The sequence below is a fragment of the Afipia sp. GW822-FHT04G07 genome, assembly GCF_058800765.1.
Map to the genome: position 1 here is coordinate 2,097,692 of NZ_JBXAMP010000001.1, position 20,780 is coordinate 2,118,471.

16 protein-coding genes and 1 pseudogene are annotated in these 20,780 nt (G+C 61.0%); 10 read left to right on the plus strand and 7 right to left on the minus strand.

Features of this window, described 5'->3' with window-relative positions; translation table 11 throughout:
• Nucleotides 1-222: 222 nt before the first annotated feature.
• Entirely contained in the window at nucleotides 223-501 is a 279-nt protein-coding gene (locus AC1RKJ_RS10325; RefSeq protein WP_006022624.1) for a hypothetical protein, read from the plus strand.
• A gap of 25 nt (nucleotides 502-526) precedes the next feature.
• Here the strand turns inward: AC1RKJ_RS10325 and AC1RKJ_RS10330 are convergent, their stop codons facing one another.
• Nucleotides 527-715, minus strand: coding sequence for a DUF3606 domain-containing protein (locus AC1RKJ_RS10330; protein WP_006022625.1), 189 nt, complete (start codon nucleotides 713-715; stop codon nucleotides 527-529).
• 104 nt (nucleotides 716-819) lie between these two features.
• On the opposite strand from AC1RKJ_RS10330, the gene ligD (AC1RKJ_RS10335) reads away from it, so the two are divergent.
• The gene (ligD, locus tag AC1RKJ_RS10335; protein WP_006022626.1) at nucleotides 820-1,740 is read left to right on the plus strand and encodes a non-homologous end-joining DNA ligase; all 921 of its coding nucleotides are present in this window, start codon (nucleotides 820-822) and stop codon (nucleotides 1,738-1,740) included.
• Nucleotides 1,741-2,093: 353 nt separating this feature from the next.
• Complete coding sequence (locus tag AC1RKJ_RS10340) at nucleotides 2,094-2,297, plus strand: hypothetical protein (protein ID WP_006022628.1); 204 nt, start codon at nucleotides 2,094-2,096, stop codon at nucleotides 2,295-2,297.
• A 95-nt stretch (nucleotides 2,298-2,392) separates the two neighbouring features.
• Here the strand turns inward: AC1RKJ_RS10340 and AC1RKJ_RS10345 are convergent, their stop codons facing one another.
• The gene (locus AC1RKJ_RS10345) at nucleotides 2,393-2,995 is read right to left on the minus strand and encodes a hypothetical protein (RefSeq protein ID WP_006022629.1); all 603 of its coding nucleotides are present in this window, start codon (nucleotides 2,993-2,995) and stop codon (nucleotides 2,393-2,395) included.
• A 138-nt stretch (nucleotides 2,996-3,133) separates the two neighbouring features.
• Between AC1RKJ_RS10345 and ligD (AC1RKJ_RS10350) the strand changes: the two genes are divergently transcribed.
• Nucleotides 3,134-4,081: a non-homologous end-joining DNA ligase gene (gene ligD / locus AC1RKJ_RS10350; protein WP_006022630.1), complete on the plus strand. Its 948-nt coding sequence runs from the start codon at nucleotides 3,134-3,136 to the stop codon at nucleotides 4,079-4,081.
• Nucleotides 4,082-4,133: 52 nt separating this feature from the next.
• On the opposite strand, the gene AC1RKJ_RS10355 is transcribed toward ligD (AC1RKJ_RS10350), so the two are convergent.
• The 3 genes from AC1RKJ_RS10355 to ku form a co-directional block, all read right to left on the minus strand.
• The gene (locus AC1RKJ_RS10355; RefSeq protein WP_006022631.1) at nucleotides 4,134-4,598 is read right to left on the minus strand and encodes a metallophosphoesterase family protein; all 465 of its coding nucleotides are present in this window, start codon (nucleotides 4,596-4,598) and stop codon (nucleotides 4,134-4,136) included.
• Nucleotides 4,595-5,101: an NUDIX hydrolase gene (locus AC1RKJ_RS10360; RefSeq protein ID WP_028145790.1), complete on the minus strand. Its 507-nt coding sequence runs from the start codon at nucleotides 5,099-5,101 to the stop codon at nucleotides 4,595-4,597. Before AC1RKJ_RS10360 ends, AC1RKJ_RS10355 begins: the two co-directional genes overlap by 4 nt.
• Nucleotides 5,102-5,385: 284 nt before the next feature.
• A complete protein-coding gene (ku, locus tag AC1RKJ_RS10365; RefSeq protein ID WP_006022633.1) occupies nucleotides 5,386-6,318 on the minus strand; it encodes a non-homologous end joining protein Ku in 933 nt (310 codons plus the stop codon).
• Between the two features lie 145 nt (nucleotides 6,319-6,463).
• Here ku and AC1RKJ_RS10370 point away from each other — a divergent pair, with 145 nt between their 5' ends.
• From AC1RKJ_RS10370 to AC1RKJ_RS10395, 6 genes and pseudogenes are all read left to right on the plus strand, one after another.
• A complete protein-coding gene (locus tag AC1RKJ_RS10370) occupies nucleotides 6,464-6,859 on the plus strand; it encodes a hypothetical protein (protein WP_024337238.1) in 396 nt (131 codons plus the stop codon).
• A 46-nt stretch (nucleotides 6,860-6,905) separates the two neighbouring features.
• On the plus strand, nucleotides 6,906-7,355 hold the full coding sequence (locus AC1RKJ_RS10375) for a hypothetical protein (protein ID WP_006022635.1): 450 nt from the start codon (nucleotides 6,906-6,908) through the stop codon (nucleotides 7,353-7,355).
• Between the two features lie 3 nt (nucleotides 7,356-7,358).
• Nucleotides 7,359-8,084: an SOS response-associated peptidase gene (locus AC1RKJ_RS10380; protein WP_006022636.1), complete on the plus strand. Its 726-nt coding sequence runs from the start codon at nucleotides 7,359-7,361 to the stop codon at nucleotides 8,082-8,084.
• Nucleotides 8,081-9,148 (plus strand): annotated as a pseudogene (gene dinB / locus AC1RKJ_RS10385) (DNA polymerase IV). The gene AC1RKJ_RS10380 and the pseudogene dinB overlap by 4 nt, the downstream one beginning before the upstream one ends.
• A 234-nt stretch (nucleotides 9,149-9,382) precedes the next feature.
• Nucleotides 9,383-12,826, plus strand: coding sequence for a DEAD/DEAH box helicase (locus AC1RKJ_RS10390; RefSeq protein WP_006022639.1), 3,444 nt, complete (start codon nucleotides 9,383-9,385; stop codon nucleotides 12,824-12,826).
• Nucleotides 12,823-14,562, plus strand: a complete 1,740-nt coding sequence (locus AC1RKJ_RS10395) for a phospholipase D-like domain-containing protein (RefSeq protein ID WP_006022640.1) — start codon at nucleotides 12,823-12,825, stop codon at nucleotides 14,560-14,562. Before AC1RKJ_RS10390 ends, AC1RKJ_RS10395 begins: the two co-directional genes overlap by 4 nt.
• A 311-nt stretch (nucleotides 14,563-14,873) precedes the next feature.
• On the opposite strand, the gene AC1RKJ_RS10400 is transcribed toward AC1RKJ_RS10395, so the two are convergent.
• Both AC1RKJ_RS10400 and AC1RKJ_RS10405 read right to left on the minus strand, forming a co-directional pair.
• Nucleotides 14,874-18,188, minus strand: coding sequence for a UvrD-helicase domain-containing protein (locus AC1RKJ_RS10400; RefSeq protein WP_006022641.1), 3,315 nt, complete (start codon nucleotides 18,186-18,188; stop codon nucleotides 14,874-14,876).
• The gene (locus AC1RKJ_RS10405; RefSeq protein ID WP_492790898.1) at nucleotides 18,185-20,449 is read right to left on the minus strand and encodes a PD-(D/E)XK nuclease family protein; all 2,265 of its coding nucleotides are present in this window, start codon (nucleotides 20,447-20,449) and stop codon (nucleotides 18,185-18,187) included. The genes AC1RKJ_RS10400 and AC1RKJ_RS10405 overlap by 4 nt, the downstream gene beginning before the upstream one ends.
• Between the last annotated feature and the right edge of the window lie 331 nt (nucleotides 20,450-20,780).

The window sequence follows — 20,780 nt, forward strand, 5'->3', positions numbered from 1 at the left end:
GCTCGGTTCACGAGAGCCCGGTGCGGCCCTGGCCGCACGCGCACAACCACTAAAAGACTTGAGCGAAAGTGATGCTGGCAATCCTGCGAGAACAGCCTGGCAATTTCACAGTGGTCTCAGAACGGGCGAAAACCTTGTCCTCTGCTGACTGAGAATCCCAGCCTTGTGTTAGCAGCCGGAACAAACGGCGGACCACTAGATTCGTGTATTCGGAGTTATTCAATGCTGATGACCAGTGAGCGAAGGCCGGCGATACGGACACTGCAGGGTTGGGCGATCCACGTGCTCCAGGAAGCGGGCGCCATCCGCGAATGCGAAGAGCATGGTTGGATGCAGGACCGCGCCGATCCGCATGCACGAGAGCGAGCCTTCGATATTGCCCGTCGAGACCCGCCAGCAGACGTCTCCCGTCAAGCCGCGGAGGCCGCGCTTCACGACGTGCTCGACTCGATTGGCGATACCTGCCCAGAATGCCCCCCTGACGAGGAGGACCCGCGCTAAGCACCGACGCCGACCCGTCTGCTACTCAGCGGCCTAGCCGTTTCTCCACCCGCTTGCGCGCGTTGCCGACCTTTTTGACGGCCTTTTTCACCGCCGGCGCCGACTTTCCGGTCTTCTTCGCCTCGTACTGCACTTCGTAGTCCTGCCCGCCTGCCACCCGCGCCCGGTCCTGCTTTCGTCCGCGCGCCGTTTTGCTCTTCTTCGCTGCCGCCATCGGTGCCTCCTGTTGGGACATCGAAGCAACGCGACAGGGATTCGCAGGTTCCGGAACGATTCGAACTGTGCCAATTTGAATCGGCTGTAGCGTGGAGTTCTTCAGTGGCGTTTCAGCGTAACAAGCCGGCGGCTATCGGCGTCAAGGCGCCTTTCCCCGCCTTCATCGAACCGGCCCTGGCATCCTCGACAGAGAAAGTGCCGTCGGGAGAGCGCTGGATCCACGAAATCAAGTTCGACGGCTACCGTGTTCAGGTCCATCTGGCCAACGAGACGGCGAAGATCTCCACCCGGCGCGGCCACGATTGGACGCACCGCTTCAAGAAGGTCGCTCATGACGCCTGGCGGATCAAGGCGAACTCTGCGGTGGTGGACGGCGAGATCGTGGTGCCAGCTGCCGATGGCACGACCGACTTCTCGGTCCTGCAGAACGAGCTCAAGGGTAAGTCGAGGAGCATCGTGCTCGTGGCGTTCGATCTGCTCTATCTGAACGGCCGAGATATCCGGAAGCTACCGCTTTTTCAGCGCAAGGCCGAACTCAAGAAGATCCTGACCGGCACCGACATCCAGTTCAGCGAAAGCTTCGCGATAGACGGCCGCGAGATGTTTGCGCACGCCTGCAAGCTTGGCCTCGAAGGTGTCGTCTCGAAGGTCCGGGACGGCGCCTATCCGGCCGGACGCACGAATGACTGGGTCAAGAAGACCTGCGTGCAGCGTGAGACCCTGACTATTGCGGGTTTCGCGCTCGATGGAACGAAGTGGGACGGCATCTACGTCGGCCGGCGTAAGGGCGACGATCTAATATACGCCGGGAAGGTGGACCATGGATTCGACAAGGCATCAGCCGCCGACCTTCAGAAGCGTCTGAAGCCGCTGATCCGCAAGACGCAGCCTTATGCAAAGCGGATTGCGCACAAAGGAATCTGGGTCGAGCCCAAGCTGCTGGCCGAGATAGAGTACCGTGCAAAATCAGCGGAGGGAAAAGTCCGTCATCCCTTCTTCAGGGGGCTTCGGGAGGATCTGTAATGGATGCCTTTGACCGCTTCTGGGAGTGGGCGGAAAAGCCGCTCGATAGTCCGCTGACGATCCCTGCGGAGCTCCATCGAGCGGTTATGGAGCTGTCTCCGGAGGACAGGCGGGACCGCGCAAAGGTCAATGAGGCCGCAGGGCGGGCGGTTTCCGACCGATAGTTACCAGCGAGCGCCCAGTCTGAGCGCGCCCGCTCGAGACCCACCATTCAAGATTGACCTGCTTGAATTGGACAGTGTCCGAATTCGCGAAACGGAGTATGATCTGGTCATCACCGGCAAAGGCACTCTGCCCGCGGGCACCGGTGACTGAGAGACCAATCGCGCTCCCGCCTGCAGCAGGAGCCACCAATGTCTCATTATTCCGAACGTGTCATCCTTGCCCGTCACCATGTTGCCAAAGGACGTCAGATCGTCGAAAGGCAGCAACGGATGGTCCGCAAGGGTGGCGCAAACATCGCAGAAGCTCTGAAGCTCCTGGCTCTCTTTGAAGCAACGCAAAATATCTTCGAGGATGATCTGGAGCGCATCTTGCGGGAAGAGCGCAACTGCTAAGGCTCGCGACTTGGCAGTTTAGAGTCTGGCAATTTCCGGTCTCGGCGGCAAATCAGGCGTCAACGCTAAGACACGAGATGGTCGCACTTTGAGACCTAGCCTCGCGCGCGTCGTAACGCGACTTCCAACCGGGCCTTCTCCTTTTCCCAACGCGCTTCCTCGTCCCGCGCGCTTTCCTCAAGAACTTCGAGCTGTTGTTGAATGTCAGCGGCCTTTTCTTCGTGCTTGCGACGGGCCGCGTCCAAGGCACTTTGCGCCTTGTCGACGGCGTGCTGCCGTCGCTCACGCTCCTTCTGCCGGACGGCCTCCTCCTTGGCACGTTCGCGCTCCCGTTGCATCTGCTCCTTCTCTAAAGCAAGTGCAGCCTTCCGGTCGGCCGCATCGTCGTGGGCCCGCTTAGAAGGCTTCCGCGGTTGACGGCGGCCTGTCTTCTTTGAGCTGCCGCTGGCAAGGTCGGTAGGTAGCTCGGCATGCTCCCTGAATGGCCCGTTGGAGCCGACGGGTCTCTTCAGAACGATGCCCGGCGCAGCCATAGTCGCCTCGATGACGTCCGGATCGTCGCTTTCCTTCGCCGCGCCCTGGTGGAAGAGATTGCTGTCAGCGCCCCAGGCTTCGAGGGCCGCTTTCATGGAGGGAGCGGCGATCGCCAGATCGAAGAAGCCCAGCGAGGTCTGATAGGTCTTCAGTTTTCTGGCCATCGGTCTGATCCGCCCTCGTCGATCGTCAACGTCTCGCACGCCACCATGCCTGCGGAACACGACGCGGCCCCGAAGCGTTCCCCAATCCTTGAAGGACGTCCATGCATTTCGCAACGCGCTCTTAAGGATTGGCCTTGAATGAGCCGGATGTCGACCCTGCCCAAGCGCCTGCAGCCGATGCTTGCTACGCTTACCGAGGCGCCGTTCGACGACCCCAGCTGGGTTTTCGAGGACAAGTACGACGGCTTCCGGATGATCGCGGAAATCCGGCGGGGCAAAGTTGCGCTCTACAGCCGCAACGGCAAGATAATCAGCCGCAGCTATATTGAGGTCGCCAAAGCGCTGGAGGGCGTGAAGGGCGACGCCGTGATCGATGGTGAGCTTGTCGCGATCGGTAAGGATGGCGTCTCACATTTCCAGTTGCTTCAAAACGCGCTGCGCCATGAGGCGAAGCTGCTGTACTGCGCCTTCGATCTCATGTTTGAGAACGCAGCGGACTTGCGCAACCACCCCCTCCTCGAGCGGAAGAAGCGGTTGAAGGCAATACTGCCGCGCGACAAGTTGATCGCCTTCAGCCATCACCGCAAAGCGAACGGCATGAAATTCTTCGCCGAGGCCGAGCGGAAGGGTCTGGAAGGCGTCATGGCGAAGCGCGCCGACAGCGCGTATGCGTCCGGAAGCCGGACGGCGGATTGGCTGAAGATCAAGACAGCAAAGCGGCAGGAAGTGGTGATCGCGGGCTTCACGGCGCCGAGGCGTACAAGACCATACTTCGGCGCCCTGGTCCTCGCCGTGCGGGAAGACGACACATGGCGCTATATCGGACATGTTGGCACTGGCTTCAGCCACAAGGTCCTGGAAGACCTCCACGCCAAGCTCGTGAAGCTGACGATCCCGAAATCACCCTTCCCTGCCAAAGTGAAGGACGAGGCCGCCACGACCTGGGTCAAGCCCTCGTTGGTCGCCGAGGTCAAATTTGCGCAGTGGACGAGCAAGGGCGAACTGCGCCAGCCCGTCTACCTCGGGCTCAGGTCCGACAAGCGGGCGAAGGATGTCGTGCGTGAGCGAGAACGTCCGCGCAAGTAGCTTCCCTTCGGCGAAAGCCGGCAAAAAGGATTGATGCACTCTCCGCCGACACTCACTCGCCTCCAAGGTCGTGGATTTCCGGTCGCATGCCGTCAGGCGTGAGTTCGAGCGTCGCAAACGTGATCGGCAGCTTGAAACGCCGAGGTCCCGCGCTGCCGGGATTCAGGTAGAGAATGCCACCGACCGTGTCGATCTTCGGTACGTGGGAATGCCCGGAGACGATGACGTCGAAGCCGGCGCCGAGATCGGTCTTCAGCGTCTTCAGGTCGTGCAGAACGTAGATCGACTTACCTGCCAGACGGACGAGTTTCGTGTCGGGGTAGTCGCGAGCCCACTTGCCACTGTCCACGTTTCCACGAACGGCCGTGACGGGTGCGATCCGGCGAAGCGCGTCGACGATCTCGGGGCGTCCCATGTCGCCGGCATGAATGATGTGATCGACGCCCGTCAGGCCTCGCTCCGCCTCGGACCTCAACAGGCCGTGCGTGTCCGAAATGACTCCAATCCTGAACATCATTTCCCGACGCTCTCAGCCGAGATCGCCAAAAGACGATCGAGAAACTCTACCTGAGCGGACAGCATCTTGGTCCGCGCTAACTCGATATCAAACCATTCCGCGCGGTCGACTTCGGGAAAGCTCTGCCGTCGACCGCTTCGAGGCGGCCATTCGACATCGAAGGTATTGCTGGTCAGTGCTGCCGGATCAAAGTGTCCCTCGCCGCCGAATGCGATGACGCGCTTGCCTCCTCGCTGTCGGACCTCCCCCAGCGCCTGGAGTGGACCAATCGAAGCGCTCGGGCCGAGTTCTTCGGCAAATTCTCGTTGAGCAACGTTCTCCGGAACATCATTGGCATCGATTTCGCCCTTTGGAATGGACCAGGCGCCATCATCCTTCTCACGCCAGAACGGACCGCCGGGATGAACGAGCAGAACCTCGAGCCCCCGAGCTCCTCCCTTGCGGTATGCGAGAATGCCCGCGCTCAAGGTCGATCTCCTGGAAGTCTTTTTCACCGCAGCCATATGGCTCCTACTTTGCAGAGCAATCGAGAGCCGGCGAGCCGTCGTCCCGCCATACGGGACCGCGTTCGCCAAGCGCCTGCTTAGCTTCGTCCGCGGTCCTATGCACCGTTACTTCGGCCTCGCGCTCGGCCGCCTTCCTGGCGCACGCACCTACCCGCCGGGTCGCCATTAGACGGCGACGAGATGATCTCGCGTGACCTCGTTGAGACGGATTTGCCATTCGCCAGAGCCTGCCACGGACGACGAAGGAGTGCCGTCCGGCGTCACCGGATGCTTCACGACACCTAAGCCGACTTCCGCTGCGGCTTGGCCGCCGGCTTTTTCGCCGCGGCCTCCTTCGCCGGCTTCTTGCCTGCGATCGGCATCAGCATTTCCTTCTGCCCGGCCGCCGCCTTGCGCGGCTTTTTTCCTGATTTCTTGGGTGCCTCTGTCGCTGAGGCGCCCTCTCTTCCGATGCTCTTTCGCAGCGCGTCGATCAGGTCCACCACGTTCTCGCCGCGGGGACGCGCTTTCGCGGTGATGGGTTTGCCGGCGCGCTTCTGATTGATCAGTTCGATGAGGGCGGTTTCGTATTGGTCTTCGAACTTGTCCGGCTCGAAATGGCCCGCCTTCTGATTGACGATGTGCTTGGCGAGATCAAGCATGTCCTTGGTGACTTTGACATCCTGAATGTCGTCGAAATACTCATCAGCTGAACGGACTTCGTAAGGATAGCGCAGTAGCGTTCCCATCAGGCCCTTGTCCAACGGCTCCAGCGCGATGATGTGCTCGCGATTGGTCAGCACCACACGGCCGATCGCGACCTTGTTCATCTCGCGGATGGTTTCCCGAATAACGGCGAAAGCATCGTGCCCGACTTTACCGTCGGGACGCAGATAGTAGGGGCGAATGAGATATCGCGGATCGATCTCGCTGCGGTCGACGAACTCGTCGATTTCGATCGTTCGCGTTGATTCCAGTGCGACGTTCTCTAGCTCCTCCTTCGTCACCTCGATGAAGGTGTCCGTGTCGACCTTGTAGCCTTTGACGATGTCCTCGTTGTCGACCTCCTCGCCGGTATCGGCATCCACCTTAGCGTACTTGATCCGATGGCCGGTCTTTCGATTCAGCTGGTTGAACGAGACCTTTTCGGATTCCGACGTGGCCGGATAGAGCGCAACCGGACAGGTGACGAGGGAAAGACGCAGGAAGCCTTTCCAGTTGGCGCGGGGGGCCATCGCGGGGAACTCCATTACTGATGCCGGATTAAAGACGAACGACCGGGCTTGGTTCCGACATCGCGACCCGCCCCACAGCGGGATTTTTCTCATCGGCCTGCCTGGCCGGACTCGACATTTGTTCTTGTTATGTTCTAATTCGGGCATGACCGACCGACCCGCGAGCTGGCGCATGCCGACCCCGAAACAGATGGAAAAATTGGCCGCTGAAGCCGACCGCAGACGAGCGCCGCCCGCTGCGGGTCCAGATGCCCCCCTCCCGGCCGAATATTGGGAATCGGTCCTGAAAGACGCACGCGCCGGCACGACCGGGGCTCAGATGCGGCAGCGACGTCTTTCCGAGATTCAGCGTCACGTGCTGCGCGTCTCCTGCCGCCGCTGCGAGCGGACCGTGGAAATCCAGACCGCTGATGCCGTTCGACTGTATGGCGCCAACGCGCTCTGGAAGGACGTCGCGCAGCGGCTGCTCGACAATACCTGCCGGCAGCGCACCGGCAGGCATGAAGAAGACGGGTGCTGGCCAGCGTTCGAGACGCCGTAGCCGCTCTGGATTTGCCGATCCGATCTCTTTGCGCCTGGATGTCTGGATGGCCCCGAAGTATCACCCTACGCCCTTGTCGGGCGGCGATCGCAAGGCTCTGGCGAAAGAGCTCGGCAAGGCACGCGCGATGGCCAGCATGCTGGCGACCCAATCGGCGGAGATGCGGGCCAAAGGCGGGGCGATGATCCAGCAAGCCGACAGGCTGCTTTGCGAAAGCTGGAACGAGCGGATGTGGAGTGACGGCGAACCGATCGATCCGTCGCCGACCATCGATCAGGCCGTAAATGGAGGCTTCCCCTGGCTGGAGATCAGGTGCGCGCGCTGCAAGACGCCGAGCGATGTCGACCTGGCCGCGATGAAGCACCCGCCGACCACCTTCGTGCACGATCTCGCCAGCCGGCTGCGCTGTCGCAAATGTGCCAAGGCCGGCCGGCGTCCATCCGCGACTCTGCTACAGTTGACCTGGCAGCCGCGCCACCCTCGAGCCGAATCCTGACCGATGTGCAATCTTTATTCGATCACGACCAATCAAGCCGCGATCAACGCGCTGTTCCGCGTTGTCAACCGATACGTTGGAAATCTGGCGCCGATGCCGGGGGATTTTCCCGACTACAAGGCACCGATCGTGCGCAACGGAGTGGAGGGCCGCGAGCTCGCTACGGCGCGATGGGGAATGCCGTCGTCATCAAAGGCGCTGATGGACGCCACGAAGAAGCGAGCCGAGAAGCTGCAGGCCAAGGGCAAGGCAGTGGATTTCAAGGAATTGCTGCGAATGGAGCCGGACGGCGGCACGACCAACATCCGCAATGTGAAGAGCAAGCACTGGACGCGATGGCTGGGGACTGAAAATCGCTGCGTGGTGCCGTTCAACTCGTTCAGCGAGTTCAACAAGGCCGAGGGCGGTGATATCTGGTTCGCGCTCGATGAGACACGTCCCCTCGCCTGCTTCGCCGGTATCTGGACCAACTGGACGTCCGTCCGGAAGGTCAAGGAAGGCGAGACGACCAACGACCTCTACGCGTTCCTCACGACGGAGCCCAACGCCGAGGTCGGCGCCATCCACCCCAAGGCGATGCCGGTGATCCTGACAACGCCAGATGAAGTCGAGACCTGGATGACGGCCCCTGCGGACGAAGTACTGAAATTGCAAAGGCCGCTTCCGGACGGAAGCCTCCGGGTCGTCGCTCGCGGCGTCAAGGAAGACCCAATAGGGCCGACGACGTGACGGACGAGACCGACTACCAAACGGGGCCAGCACCGCATCAGCGCAAGATCATTCTGTCGATATAGACATCTTCTACGCATCAGTGGAGCAGCGGGACAATCCGGACTTGCGTGGCAAGCCAGTCGCTGTGGGCGGGATCGAAAGAGCGCGGTGTCGTAGCTGCAGCGAGCTATGAGGCGCGAAAGTTTGGAGTTAGGTCGGCATTGCCGTCAGTGACAGCCAAACGGCAATGCAAAGAGCTAATTTTCGTAAAGCCGCCGCGCTTCGAAGTCTACAAGGAGGTCTCTCGACACGTCCGGACAATCTTCGCGGAGCATTCTGACGTCATTGAGCCCCTGTCGTTAGATGAGGCCTACCTAGATGTCACCGAGAACATCCAAGGCCTCCCAATCGCGACAGAGATCGCGACCTTGATTAGAGTCAAGATCCTGAGCGAGACAGGCCTGACCGCGTCTGCCGGCATCTCTTACAATAAGTTCCTGGCAAAACTTGCGTCCGACCAACGGAAGCCCAACGGACAGTTCGTGATCACGCCAAAGATGAGGCCGAGCTTCGTTCAGGATCTCCCAGTCGGCAAATTCCATTGAATCGGACCGGCGACCAGTGCGAAGATGCATGGCCTTGGCATCTTCACCGGCATGAATATGCGCAATCAGTCGCTCGAGTTCATGAACGCCAATTTTGGGAAAGCTGGGGCGTATTATTACTGGATCTCGCGGGGGATTGACGAGCGTCCTGTCCGTGCCAACCGAATCCGAAGGTCCGTCGGCGCCGAAAGCACGTTTCGCGGGACTTGGCAGACCACGAAGCGCTGACCATCGAACTGCGCCCACTGGTCGACAAGGTCCGGCAACACTGCGAGGCGACGGGCGCGCGAGGCCAAACGGCGATCCTTTTCAGATTTCGAGCTGATCACTCGCAGCACGTCCGTACGCATGAACGACACCGCGGACGATCTCTCTAGCCTGGCTCTTGAACTATTAGCGCAACTTATGCCGCCAAAGAGGCCGATCCGGTTAATCGGTATCTCTGTTTCGGGGGTTTGTTGGGTCAGGGCTCGATGATGATCAATTGCCACTCATGCTGGCTTGATTTGGCGGGTCCAACCGCATCTCGTTGCTGCTTGCAATAGGTGCCATCCACTCCCCCAATTTACACAGAGCATGCTTGGGAAAACGCGCAAAATATCGCTTTGCAGTCGATAACTCTGACCCAAAGCATATACTGCGCTATCATATACGAATCACCGCATTTGTACTGTTTCAAGGATGGATTACGGCGCTATGGCGCGAGCTACCATGCAAGGCAAAGCGACGCTCGACGCACGATTCAAGTTTGCTGATACCGCGTTTTCGAGCGGCACCGAAGGTTGGAATTCTCAACTTCGTTTTGCCACCGGCATCGCCGACGGCGAGGACTATCTTCTTCGTCTGTTCAAGAAGACCGGAACCCCGCTGGACGAGGACCTGAAGCGGCTCATCACGCACGGCCTCAGGCGTGTCCGGCGTGTTCTGTCGTCACGCCGTGCGCGCCAGTTATTGGTCGAGGTTCTTGAGATCGTCGAGGACCAGGAAGAGATCGGTATCTTAATGGTTGATCCTGGCAGTCCGATCTGCGGGTCATTGCACAGGGTTCGAGCGCGAGAAGGCCGGCTGCTTACGACGACCGGCCGCAAGATGTTTTGGCGCAATATCTTGCGCGTAGCTGAAGGACTTGCACTTTGTCATGATGCGGGCATCGTGCACGGCGCTGTCAGCGAACATACGATCTTTTCGCATAGCGATGAAAAAGAGGATTTCCGACTCGGCGGCTACGAAGCGTGCGTACACATTGCCGACGGCGATGTGGGCGGCGCGGGACATCTGCTGCGGCCCTCCGGCACCGTCTCGTTTCGCCGGGACTGGAGTGATCTTGGGCAGGCAGCGTCGCGGATCCTCGGCCTGACCGAGGACGGCGGCGGTCCTTCCCTGCTGTCGATCGAGCGACGCATGCTTAATCGTCTTGCCGATCCGCCACGCTACCAGCTTTTCGACGGAAGTATCGTGCTAAACGAGATCGCCGAGGTCGTGGCCGATCTTGACCGGTCGGGGTCAAGCGGCGAAGGCGAGCTAATTCTCTACCCTTCCACCCAGGTTACCCAAAGCGACCTTGCATCGCTTACATCGGGCACCATCCCGGCTGACGATAGGGATGCGGTCCTCCGTTTTGTCGAAGAGGATCTCAGCGGACCAACGGTACGCACTGTTGTCGTAGATGAGGCCTTCGTGCGTATCGTCACCGACCTTGCCGCGTATGGCGTGAAAGTCATCGATGACTATGTCGGCATGATCGAGAACGCCAACAAGAGGCGGCCTGACGACTACATCTATGATGCCGTCGAGGTTCGCCACCGGATTCATCTTGCGCGAACTCGGAGAAGCGCCGAAGAGCGAGTACGCAGGCTTGGCCCTGGCGCCAAACCGTGGATTGACGCGAGTGTCACAACAGGAGTGAGCCGATCAGTCGAAGAGATTCCCACTTGGTACGCCCTCATTCTTCTCGAAGCCTTTACTTGGCTGCGGGAGCAATTCCGAATCTATCCCGTCGAAGTGCTTCACCCGCCGTCCGGCGGGGATTCAGATTTGGCCTGGATCGCCTCCCGCGAAGATCCCGACCGGGACATGCGACGCAAGCTGATGGGACTGCGCCCGGCATACGACGCCTTGGCGCGCGAATTGAAGTACGACGACGGCAAACCAAATTGGACTCTTTCACGCAGCGACGCGCTCGCCGGCGATCGGGAGCGATTTCCGGAACTCAGTTATGAGGGAACGGGCGGTGTCGTCGACGGCCGCCTACCGTTCACGTTCGCGACAAGCGAAGCTGTTGTACCGGGGCAGCTTCTTTTTCTTCGTCCTCGAAGAGATGGTGGATTTGAACGCGCAATTCGCCGCCGCCTTCAAAATATTGTGGCGGCCCGGACGAATATTGAACTCTTGAGAGCGATTGACGATCCGGCGCAGGTCGCGCTGGACGAAGTATTACGTGATATTGCGACCCCGAATGCGGTGCCGCCGGACGAGATGGACGGTTCGAAAAAGGTGGCATGGGACGCAATCGTATCAGGCAAGTCCATCAATGTCGTTGTTGGCCCTCCTGGCGTCGGCAAGACGTTCCTAATTTCGAATCTTGTCAAAAGCATTCTGGACAAAACACCGGACGCAAGGCTTCTAGTGTCGGCGCAAAACCACGAGACCTTGATTCAAATGGAGGACGAACTCAAGGCGACACTGGCGAGCGGCACGAAGATCGTCGTTCGTGTCGAGCGGACACGATCGACCGATGAAGTCAGCTCCTTGCGTGCGAGCTCCGTTGATCTTCTTAGGTCCGTTTCGACGGTCGACCACGCCGCTGAAAGCATGATGGTCAACCAACGCTATCAAATCAAGCAGGCGCTCCGGCCCGTTGATGCGTCGGAAGCGACGGTTGCGGAACGCGTATTTCGCGATACCGACAATCTGCTGCTGCGCTCTTCCGATGTCACGCTTGCCACGACATCGTCGCACATCATCGAGGAGATGATTGCCGATGGCGATCAATTCGACTGGGTCATCGTCGAAGAAGCGGCCCGCGCCAACGGTGCGGAACTGATCGGCGCGCTATTGCTGGGCAACAGAAGAATCATGGTTGGCGATCACAACCAACTCTCTCCATTCGATGCCGCCCAGCGGCAACAATTCTACGATCCCGAGCGCGCAGTTGATCTGCTGCGGGACGCGAAGGAGCGGCTTGAAACCATCTCCGATCTACCGCCGGAAGTTACTGAGGCGCTTGATACAGTTAAGTCGAGCGAACATCTGATGAGGGAGGCTCTCGCAACAGCGGCGCGTCTTGAAGAACCGTTTCGATCAATAGCTGAGCGCGAAATTGAGCGCGAAAAGGACACGGGGCGTCCGAGCACGATCGTCAACACGCTGCTGGAACAGAGCCGCATGCACCCCGCCATCGGCGATCTCGTCTCGAATACTTTTTATGACAGAAAGCTCGCTCCCTCCGACCGCGTCAAGCGTCGCACGCTAACGGTCACGTCCACGGTCGCGTACCTCACCTCTCCAATCGTTCTTCTCGATTTTCCGCCCCTCAGCATGTCAAAACGGCGACATTTCGAACACAAAGTGGAGCGATCATTCCGCAACGAGCTTGAGGCGCAGGCCTTGATAGCGGCCTTGAAAGGGTTGCGGCCGATAGTTGGCGCGGACGGCCGCCGACCGACCCTCGTGATCATCTCGCCCTACGCGGCGCAGGTGAGATGGTTCAAGCGCTTACTGCGCGGCCAAGTCAGGAAAGACAAGACCTTGTTCGGCTTCGCGAGCCCGCGCAGTAATGGTGAGTTCGTCTTTACCAGCGATAGCTTCCAAGGTGGCGAAGCCGATGTCGTGGCCGCCAGCCTTACGCGCAACAATGTCATGGTGGGATCGCGCGCGCTCGGATTCGTCAAAAGCCCACAGCGCATGAATGTGCTGCTCAGCCGCGCCAAGCAAAAGCTGATTCTTGCCACAAGCCAGCGCTTCATTCGCGAAGTGGTCGAAGGAATCGATCCGGATGCAAAAAAGGACGATCTTGAATTCCTACGAAAGATGCTGAAGGAGCTCGCGACCCTCGCCGGGACCGATTACGAGCTCGTCAGGAAGGATGCTCCTAGCATTAAGGTGAAAGGCGCATCCATCGTCGCGATCGACGAGAACGGGAGGCTTCCGGCGTGAAAATCTACCTTCCCGCTTGGCACTATCGCGCGCGCGCCATCGTTCAACGCACATGGGGATGGAGTCCAATCGAAGAAATGATCCTGCTCGCGCTCGATCGCACCCCAGAAACGATCGAAGAGGTGGCAACGTCGCTCGGGATTCCAAGCCAGGTCGCGGGCTCGACCATCGCGCGGTTGATGCAGTTCGGCCTGGTCGAGCTTCGCCTGGCTCCTGTCCCTCAATTGGCGACAAGCGGCGTCGGTCAAGACTTCATCCGGTTGGGTGGCGCCTTGCCGGAGCGAACTGAAGATCGGGAGATTCACATCAGTCTAGTGCTGGAGAAGGTCGGACACTCGGTCTTTCGCAACCGCGACGTCGAGACCGCTCCACTCTATCGGATGACCCATACAGATCACAAGGTCAACTTTCCTCCGGGCCCAGATGAGACCGATGACACAATGGCGGTCCGCGTAACGCAGCTCGTCGCCGGCATGCTCCGTCCCGGCGAATGGCTGCGCGGCGTTCAAACGATCAACTCCGTTCTCGAAAGAAAATATCTCGCGATCGAACTGAACGACGTCAAGAACGGATTGCTCCCTGAGGGGGCCAGCCAGGACTTGATCGGCGCTCTTCAAGCAACAATCAGGACTGGTATTCTGCCGGAAGCTAGCGATCCGCAGCCAAGCCGGTCAGTGACCGTCGATACGATGATTGGCACCGATCAATTGATCGTCGGCGGCGAACAGCATCTCGAATGCTTCGAACGCATCGTGGGTCAGGCCGAGGAAGACGTTTTCGTACTTTCGACTTTTGTGACGCCTCACGGCGAAAAATACACGGAGCAACATGAACGCATTCGAAAAGCTCTTGAACAGGCTGCGCAGCGTGGCGTGCGCTGCCACTTGTTCTACGGTACTGCGCTAGACACCGACAGAAAGAACGCGATCGCGATGCAGGAGCTCAATATGCGGCTCTCGTCGGTCCGTCGCGCGCGTGGCTTTGTGTTCACGCAGCGCGATTCTGTTCGAAGCCATGTGAAATGCCTTGCCGCGGATGACGGCCACGGCGGCGCTGTCGTCGTGCTCGGCTCCTCCAATTGGCTGTCGTCGCCCTTTTCTGCCTTGGAGGTGTCTGTCGAGCTGACAGAGAACCGCGCGGCCGCGGCGGGCCTGGATCTTTTGCGTTCTATCGTGTCACCTCTTTCAAGCGCCAGCCGTTCGATTGAGACGCTCCAATTCATAGCATCGGATTTAAGGCGCTCGCGGAGCGCCTTAACATCTAGCGCCGATGCTGGAGGGAGTATTCCAGTTCGGATGAGCATTCTCCAGGCTGACGATCATGAGCGATTGATTCGGAGGGTTGCTCACGAAGCCGAAGAGCGATTTGTCTGCTGTACCAACAAGGTCGGAGCTCCCATGGTGCCGGCGATCTTTAACCCCGCCGAAATCGCAGGACGCCGACTCGACGACGTCCGTGTTTACTACTCGCGCCAGACCGGGCCGATCAAACGGCGGCACGTCAAGGCCCACCGCGAACGGCTACATGGTGTAGTCGATCTGATCGCCGTGGAGGATCCGCAAGTCCATGCAAAGTTTCTTTTGTGGGACAGAGATCACGTCGTGGTGAGCACGATGAATTGGGGCTCTCAGTCGGGTTCACCGGATAATCCTCTCGACGAGATCGGCCTCCATTTGGAAGGGCCTGGCATAGCCGAGTTCCTCCTAATGAAGTTCGAGAGTCAACTCGACGATTAGTATCTGACACGTATTTTGGGCTGCGTCCAAATTGTCAACGCGCTGCGCGCCAATTGCGCTGAAATTGCTGAGTTCTTTGTTCAAGGTGGAAAGAGAACCTTTCGCCATCTATCATCAGGCGCAGCCAAAACGCCTGATAAATACAAAGCAGACCGAGCTCGCCGATTTTCCTACAGACTACGACGAAGATCGGTATGACCCCCAAAAATCTGCCGTCGTGAAAGCCACGCCGTCATAACGCAACCCGTTTGCAGTGCTTAGCCGGGTGGGCAGCCCCGATCGGGAGCGTCCAAAAGACCGCCTCACGAATTTTACCGTGGCGTTCTAGTCGTGACCCACCGAATGACGCCATCCGTCATGTAAACCACGGCGCCCCGAGGTGCTCCTGTGGCACGAAGATAGTCGCTCAGCTGAGCGGCATGATCGCGCCTATCCTGCTCGCTGGGCGCGACATCGCTCTTCCAATCCAGGACAACGGCAGGCTGACCATCTTGAACAGCGATGGCATCTATCCGCCCAGCCAGCGCAGTCGCCGCGGGTGAAGCCGAGAGCATCGCATAAATTGGCCACTCCGGAGCGAGGCTTGGCCTGAGTGCGGCGATTTCGGGCAGTGCAAGGGTGCGCGCGACGGTCACCGCTATTTCCTCTGGGTCCGGAAGCTTCGCTCCGTTGTCAGCATCAATTATAAGCTGCGTCATCAGCACTCGCGCACGTGCAGCGACGACCGGCATCTCCTCGGCCAGTTCGCCGGTAAGCATCTCCTCCATCAGCTTGTGGAGAATAAGGCCCCGCACGCGGCCGGCGCCGACCGGCAATTCGGTTTCTGGGGCTTCGCCAGGCTCCATCGCGATCGCCTCACCTCTTGGCGCTCGATCAGGATCGTGATCGCTTGGCCGCAGCCACTGGAGCGGCATCGCCGCGGCGGCGATCGCGGCACGCTCTGCCCCGAACAGCTCCGGCGTCTGCGTATTCGGAGGCGCGACGTCGGTCACGCGGGCGACCGGCGTCAAGTGCGACAGGACAAGCTGCGGCAAGTCCCGATGCGCAAGATCAACGATCCGTGCCCAGGACCGCTGCTCAGCCTGAGGCAATTCCGGAACGATCAGAAGTTCGCGGGCGCGCGTGCAGGCGACATACCAGAGGCGCTCCCGCTCGCGGGCCAAGCTATCGTCTTCAGACTCGAGTGCGCGAAGCAGTTCCGGCGGAACCACGTCGCCAATCAGCCAATGCAGTGTTTCGTCGTCGGCGCGGTAGACGAATGCCTCGCGCGAGCGCAGCAAGGTGCCGGTGTTGATCGGAATTACCACCGGCCATTCGAGACCCTTAGCGCTGTGGATCGTGATGATTTCGATCGCATCGCCTTCCGCATCAACTCGTCCCTCATTGTGGGGCACGCCGTCGCGCCATTCCCGGGCGAGATCCCGAACGAACTTCCTGAGGCCTCGCACACCGTAAGGCCGCGCACGTTCCAGGAACGCTTCGAGATTGGCGGCCGCGCGCGCACTACGATCACCCTCGCGCGCGGCGAGGGTTGCACGGACCGCGAGGCGTTCGATCGCTTCGGCCAAGAGCAGCGCAGGCGTGGTCGCCCGCACGCGTTTTCTGAGGTCTTGTAGGATCGCGAGCGTGCGACGTGCCAGAGGATGGGCGACATGATCGACATCGGTCAGCACCGAGAAGCGCTGGGGCGCTTCGGCGCGATCGAGATGCGGCGGAAGACCCACGGTGATGTCGAGTAGCTCCTCCTCAGTAAGCCCGACCAGTGGGCCACGCAGCAGCGCGCCGAAGGCCAATGTGTCGCCAGCGTCGGCGAGTACGCGAGCTAGCGCGAGCAGGTCCTGCACTTCTTGCCGGCGGAACAAACTCTTGCCGGCCTGCGAGGCGATCGGCAGCCCGCGCTGCTCGAGCGCGCGCTCATAACGCCAAAGCTCGGCGCCAGTTGGCGCAAGCAGGGCGATGCCGCCGGCAGTGAGCGGTACGATTGCGCCGTCCTCGTCGCGGATAGGGAGATTGCCGATAAGGCGGGTGCAGAGATCGGCAACGGCTTCGGCCTCCGCGTCGCGGATTTGAGCGGGCCGAGAATCAGGCGGCACATCCACTGTGATTCGCGCCGCGCAGGGCAGATCATGATCGGGGTCGCCGAGCGTCGACGTGAGCGGCACGTAACCGGGCTGGCCTTCTCCCGACAACGGGCGCGCGAAGCAGCGGTTGATGTGCCTAAGGATGTCGGGACGCGAACGAAAATTGGCGGTGACCTGAACGATATTTTCCGGCAATTGCCGCTCAACAGCGGCGCGCGCCTGCGAGTATGAGCCGATATCGGCGCCTCGGAAGCGATAGATTGCCTGCTTCGGGTCACCGACCATGAATAAAGCCCCGGCACGCAGCACGCTGTCCTGCCAGCGTCCGGCGCGATCCTTCCCCGCGATCCCGAAGAGGATCTCTGTCTGAACAGGGTCGGTGTCCTGAAATTCGTCGACGAAGATGTGGCGATAGCGTTCTCCAAGCGCGCGGCGCACGTCGTCATGCTGGCGCACCAGCGCACGCGCCTTCTCGAGCAAGTCGTCGAAGTCCAAGACTGCAGCGGCCCGTTTGAAGGCGGCGTAGTCATCGAGTACTTCGTCGAGCTCGGCCGCAAGCTGGGCGACAAGCGCGGTCGCGAACCGACCAAGAACGGTCCGGTAGCAGCGATTGACCCGCTCAAAGCATGCGGTCGCCTCTTCATTGAGGAGCGCGCCTCGCTCTTTGCCCGCGACACGCTCCCAAGCTGATTTCCGTCTCGGCGTGAGAAGATCGAAACTGTGTCGGCGCATGCACGCGAGCTGTGGCGGATGGGCGAGACGCCAGAGCGTGGCAAAATCCGGTGGAGGGTCGAAACTACCGGCGTAGAAGTTGGCGAGCGTCTCAAGCTCTCCGACCAATTCTAGGGTCTTGGGCTCGACCGGCTGCGACGAAATCCAGCGTCGGAAGTCCGCGACGGCGTCGACCAGGTCGATGTCGGGCCGACCGCCGAGCTCGGCGGGCAGAGCGCGTGCGCCGCGATATCTGAGACGGAAGCGTGCGAGTTCCTGAAGAGTATCGACGATGCGACGCGGATCATCGCGCGAGAGTGTCGCGATGGCATCGCCTGGCCGCTCGGGCGCATTCAATCGCCGTTTCAGCCACTGCTCGAAGACGGAATCGAAGGCCGCCGCCGCCTGAACGGCGTCAAGAATGCGCGCGCCCGGATCAATGTCGGCCTCAACCGCATAGCTGGAGATGATCGTCTGGCAAAATGCGTGAATGGTGGCGGTTGTCAGTTCGTCGAGCTTCGCCGCTGCACCGGAAAGTGCGCGTCGTTGGTCCACGTTTAGTCCGTTGGGCAGAGCAAGCCGCAAAGGTTGAGGCACACGTCCCGCAAGCAGCTCCTCGACATAGCGTTGCACGCGCGTCGCCAGCCCGCTCGCGGCAAGCTCTGTGAAAGTGATCGCGGCGATCGCGCCGGGCTCGGTGCCACGCGCGAGCAGCATGGTCAGGCGTCCGGCCATTAGCGCCGTTTTGCCGGTGCCGGCGGCGGCCTCGACGAGCAACGTGGCGTCGAGATCAGTCAGGATGCGAAGCCGTGCGGGATCGTCGGCGAGTGTCATCGGCAGCCCCACACTCGTGCAAACCCTCCGAAAGCGCGCATGAACGCGCCGTTCTTGAGCTGAAGATAGGCTGCTGGCGACGACGGCAGGGCTATGCGGAAGTCATTGTGCTCTTCCTGAGCGTCGGGGCCAGGCAGGGCATGGCCACCGCGCAGGAGGGTGATGGCCGCCGTGACATGCCCGCCGAGTTCGGCGATCGCCTGGTCGACGTCCGGTAGGCGATAGGGCCTCGGCTCTTTGTTGCCGAGAAAGACGAGGCGCGCGATCACGCGCGGATTGTCGGGGAGCAACTGACTGGCCGCGACCGAATAGATGACGCGCTGAAGCTCCGCACCGCGGCCAAGCACGATCTCCTCCGCTCGGCGCGGTTCTACGCCGGTCTTATAGTCCGACACGCGCACGCCGCGACGGTCGCCGGTGAGATCGAGCCGATCGATATTGCCTCGGATGCGCACCTGGGTACCGGGAATCGTAACAAGGGAATCGGGGCGCCAGGGTAGATCGTGTGCCATCGCACCATCGCCAGCTTGACTGAAAGCAAGCTCCGTCCAGCTTCGCGTACCGGGTTGGAACGTCTCGTCAAGCGTCAGTGCCTTGAGGGCGAGCTGAGCTGCGGCAGCGAGCGTGTGTTTCCAGAGCAACGCGGGCGGCGCCGATCGCTTGAGTGGCCAATGCGTGCGGACCGTCTCCGTCGAGGTCGCGAGCGCAGCTTCGATTTCCTCCCGGGACGCACGCGCATAGCCCGGCACAGGTTCGAGCGCATCAACCGTGCGCTTCAGCAACTCATGGACCAGCTCACCATAAGAGCGTGCGTCCAGCGTGAGGGGCTGATCGTCTTCTGGGACCGCGCGCCAGCCCAGCGCGTAGCGCCAGACGAAGGCGAGCGGATCGCGCAACATCAGCCGCAAGGAGGTGGCGGACTGGACATCACCGATTGCGCGGACGATTTGGGGATGGTCTGCGCGAACCTGGCCATCGTGGGCGGTGACGATCGGGCGCCGCCAGTTGCGCCAGCAGAGATTGGCTGCGGTGAGCGCCGGCGATGTCGCCGCTTCGTCCGGCCGTGCAAGAAGACGATCGGCCTCGCTGAATGCATGCTGCGGAATGCGCGCCCGCTTCAGGATCTGCAAAGATGCGCTCTGCGGGATCAGCGGGCTGGCGGACAACTGCCCACCTTGAGCGTTACGCCGGCTTCGCGAGAGAACGCAGCCGCGCGCCGCCTGACTGGTGATGACGGCAAAGGCGCGTCGATCTTGCTCGGCGACGGGATCAGGGTCAAGCACAGAGCGCGGCAGGATGTGGGCCGGTATCAGTGGGTCCTCGGCCGTGCGGCGCGGCCAAGAGCGCGATGTCATGCCGAGCAGGCGCACCCAGGGACGCGGCGCACCTGCAAGGTGGCTCGCCGGGCACCAGACAGCGCTCGCGCCTGGATCGCGTCCATCGGGCAGCCGCAAGTCCTCTAGTGAGAATTCGAGCCCTTCGGCCGGCGCGCGTCGAAGCGCCTCGGTCCAGAGCGCACGGGCCGCTGTGCCCAATAGCATCGCGCCGGCCTGCGCAGCCGCCTCGGGGCCACTCGCAAGCAGCCGCAGAATGGGCATCACGACCGGTCTTGGATCGCCTGCGTCGGCGCGGCGGCCGGTCGCCTCGTCAAGCGCGCGCTGCCACTGATCAATCTCGAACAGCGCCGCACCAGGCTGGAGGCCGAGCGACCAGTCCGCAGGCAAGTCGGCCAAGGCACGGCTTCGACCCGCGGCATGGCCGAACAGTCGCCGGAGGCGATCCTGGCCAAGCCCGTTGAGCAGGACGTCGGCAAGTGCGGCGCACGCTTGTCCCTCGCGCGATGCGAGGACCGGCACGCCGTGCGAGAAATGGAGTGGGAGATCCGCGTCCGCGACGAGAACCAGGAAGTGCTCGTCCCAGTCCTCGGTGGCCGTGGCACAGATCGCGATCTCATCGGGTCGCGCGCGGCCAGAGGCAATGAGTTCACGCATCCAACGTAGCGCTTCGACTGCTTCGGCGCGCGGGTTCGCGCAGGAAACTAAGGATATGTCCGCAGCCATCTCGCGGTCGCTGGTAATTAACTGGCCCGGAAACCAGTTCGCATCGGAGGTTCCAGGATTGCGCCAAGCGAGTGGGACCGTCTTCGCGAGCGTCGCAAGAAGCGGACGCCAGACCGATGCAATCTCACTGAGCTGATCGATATCGATTGACCCGAGCGCTGCAGCCGCATGGGCCGCGTGCGCAATTGCGGCATCGCGCAAGTCGCGCGGTGTCAGAACCCCTGCTGGGAGGTTGGCGCGAACGCGGCGCTCGACCTCCGCAAGCTCGGCAAGCCGAGCATTGTGGCTAGCGAGCCCCTCAAGATCGAGGTCGGCTTGCCAAACCTTTGCGAGCGTGCGGGCGATTGACCGTGTCGTGCCCGGAAGCTGACGGATACCTTCGAGCTCCGTCAAGCCGCCGGCGGCGAGTGCAGCGCGAATGGCTGGGTCGAGGTCCTGGGATCGCGCCGGTCGGTTAAAGCCTCCGGCGAGACGTGCAGCAAGCAGTGGAAGTGTGAAAATCTGCAGCCCAGAATCCGCTCGCTGTGCGGCA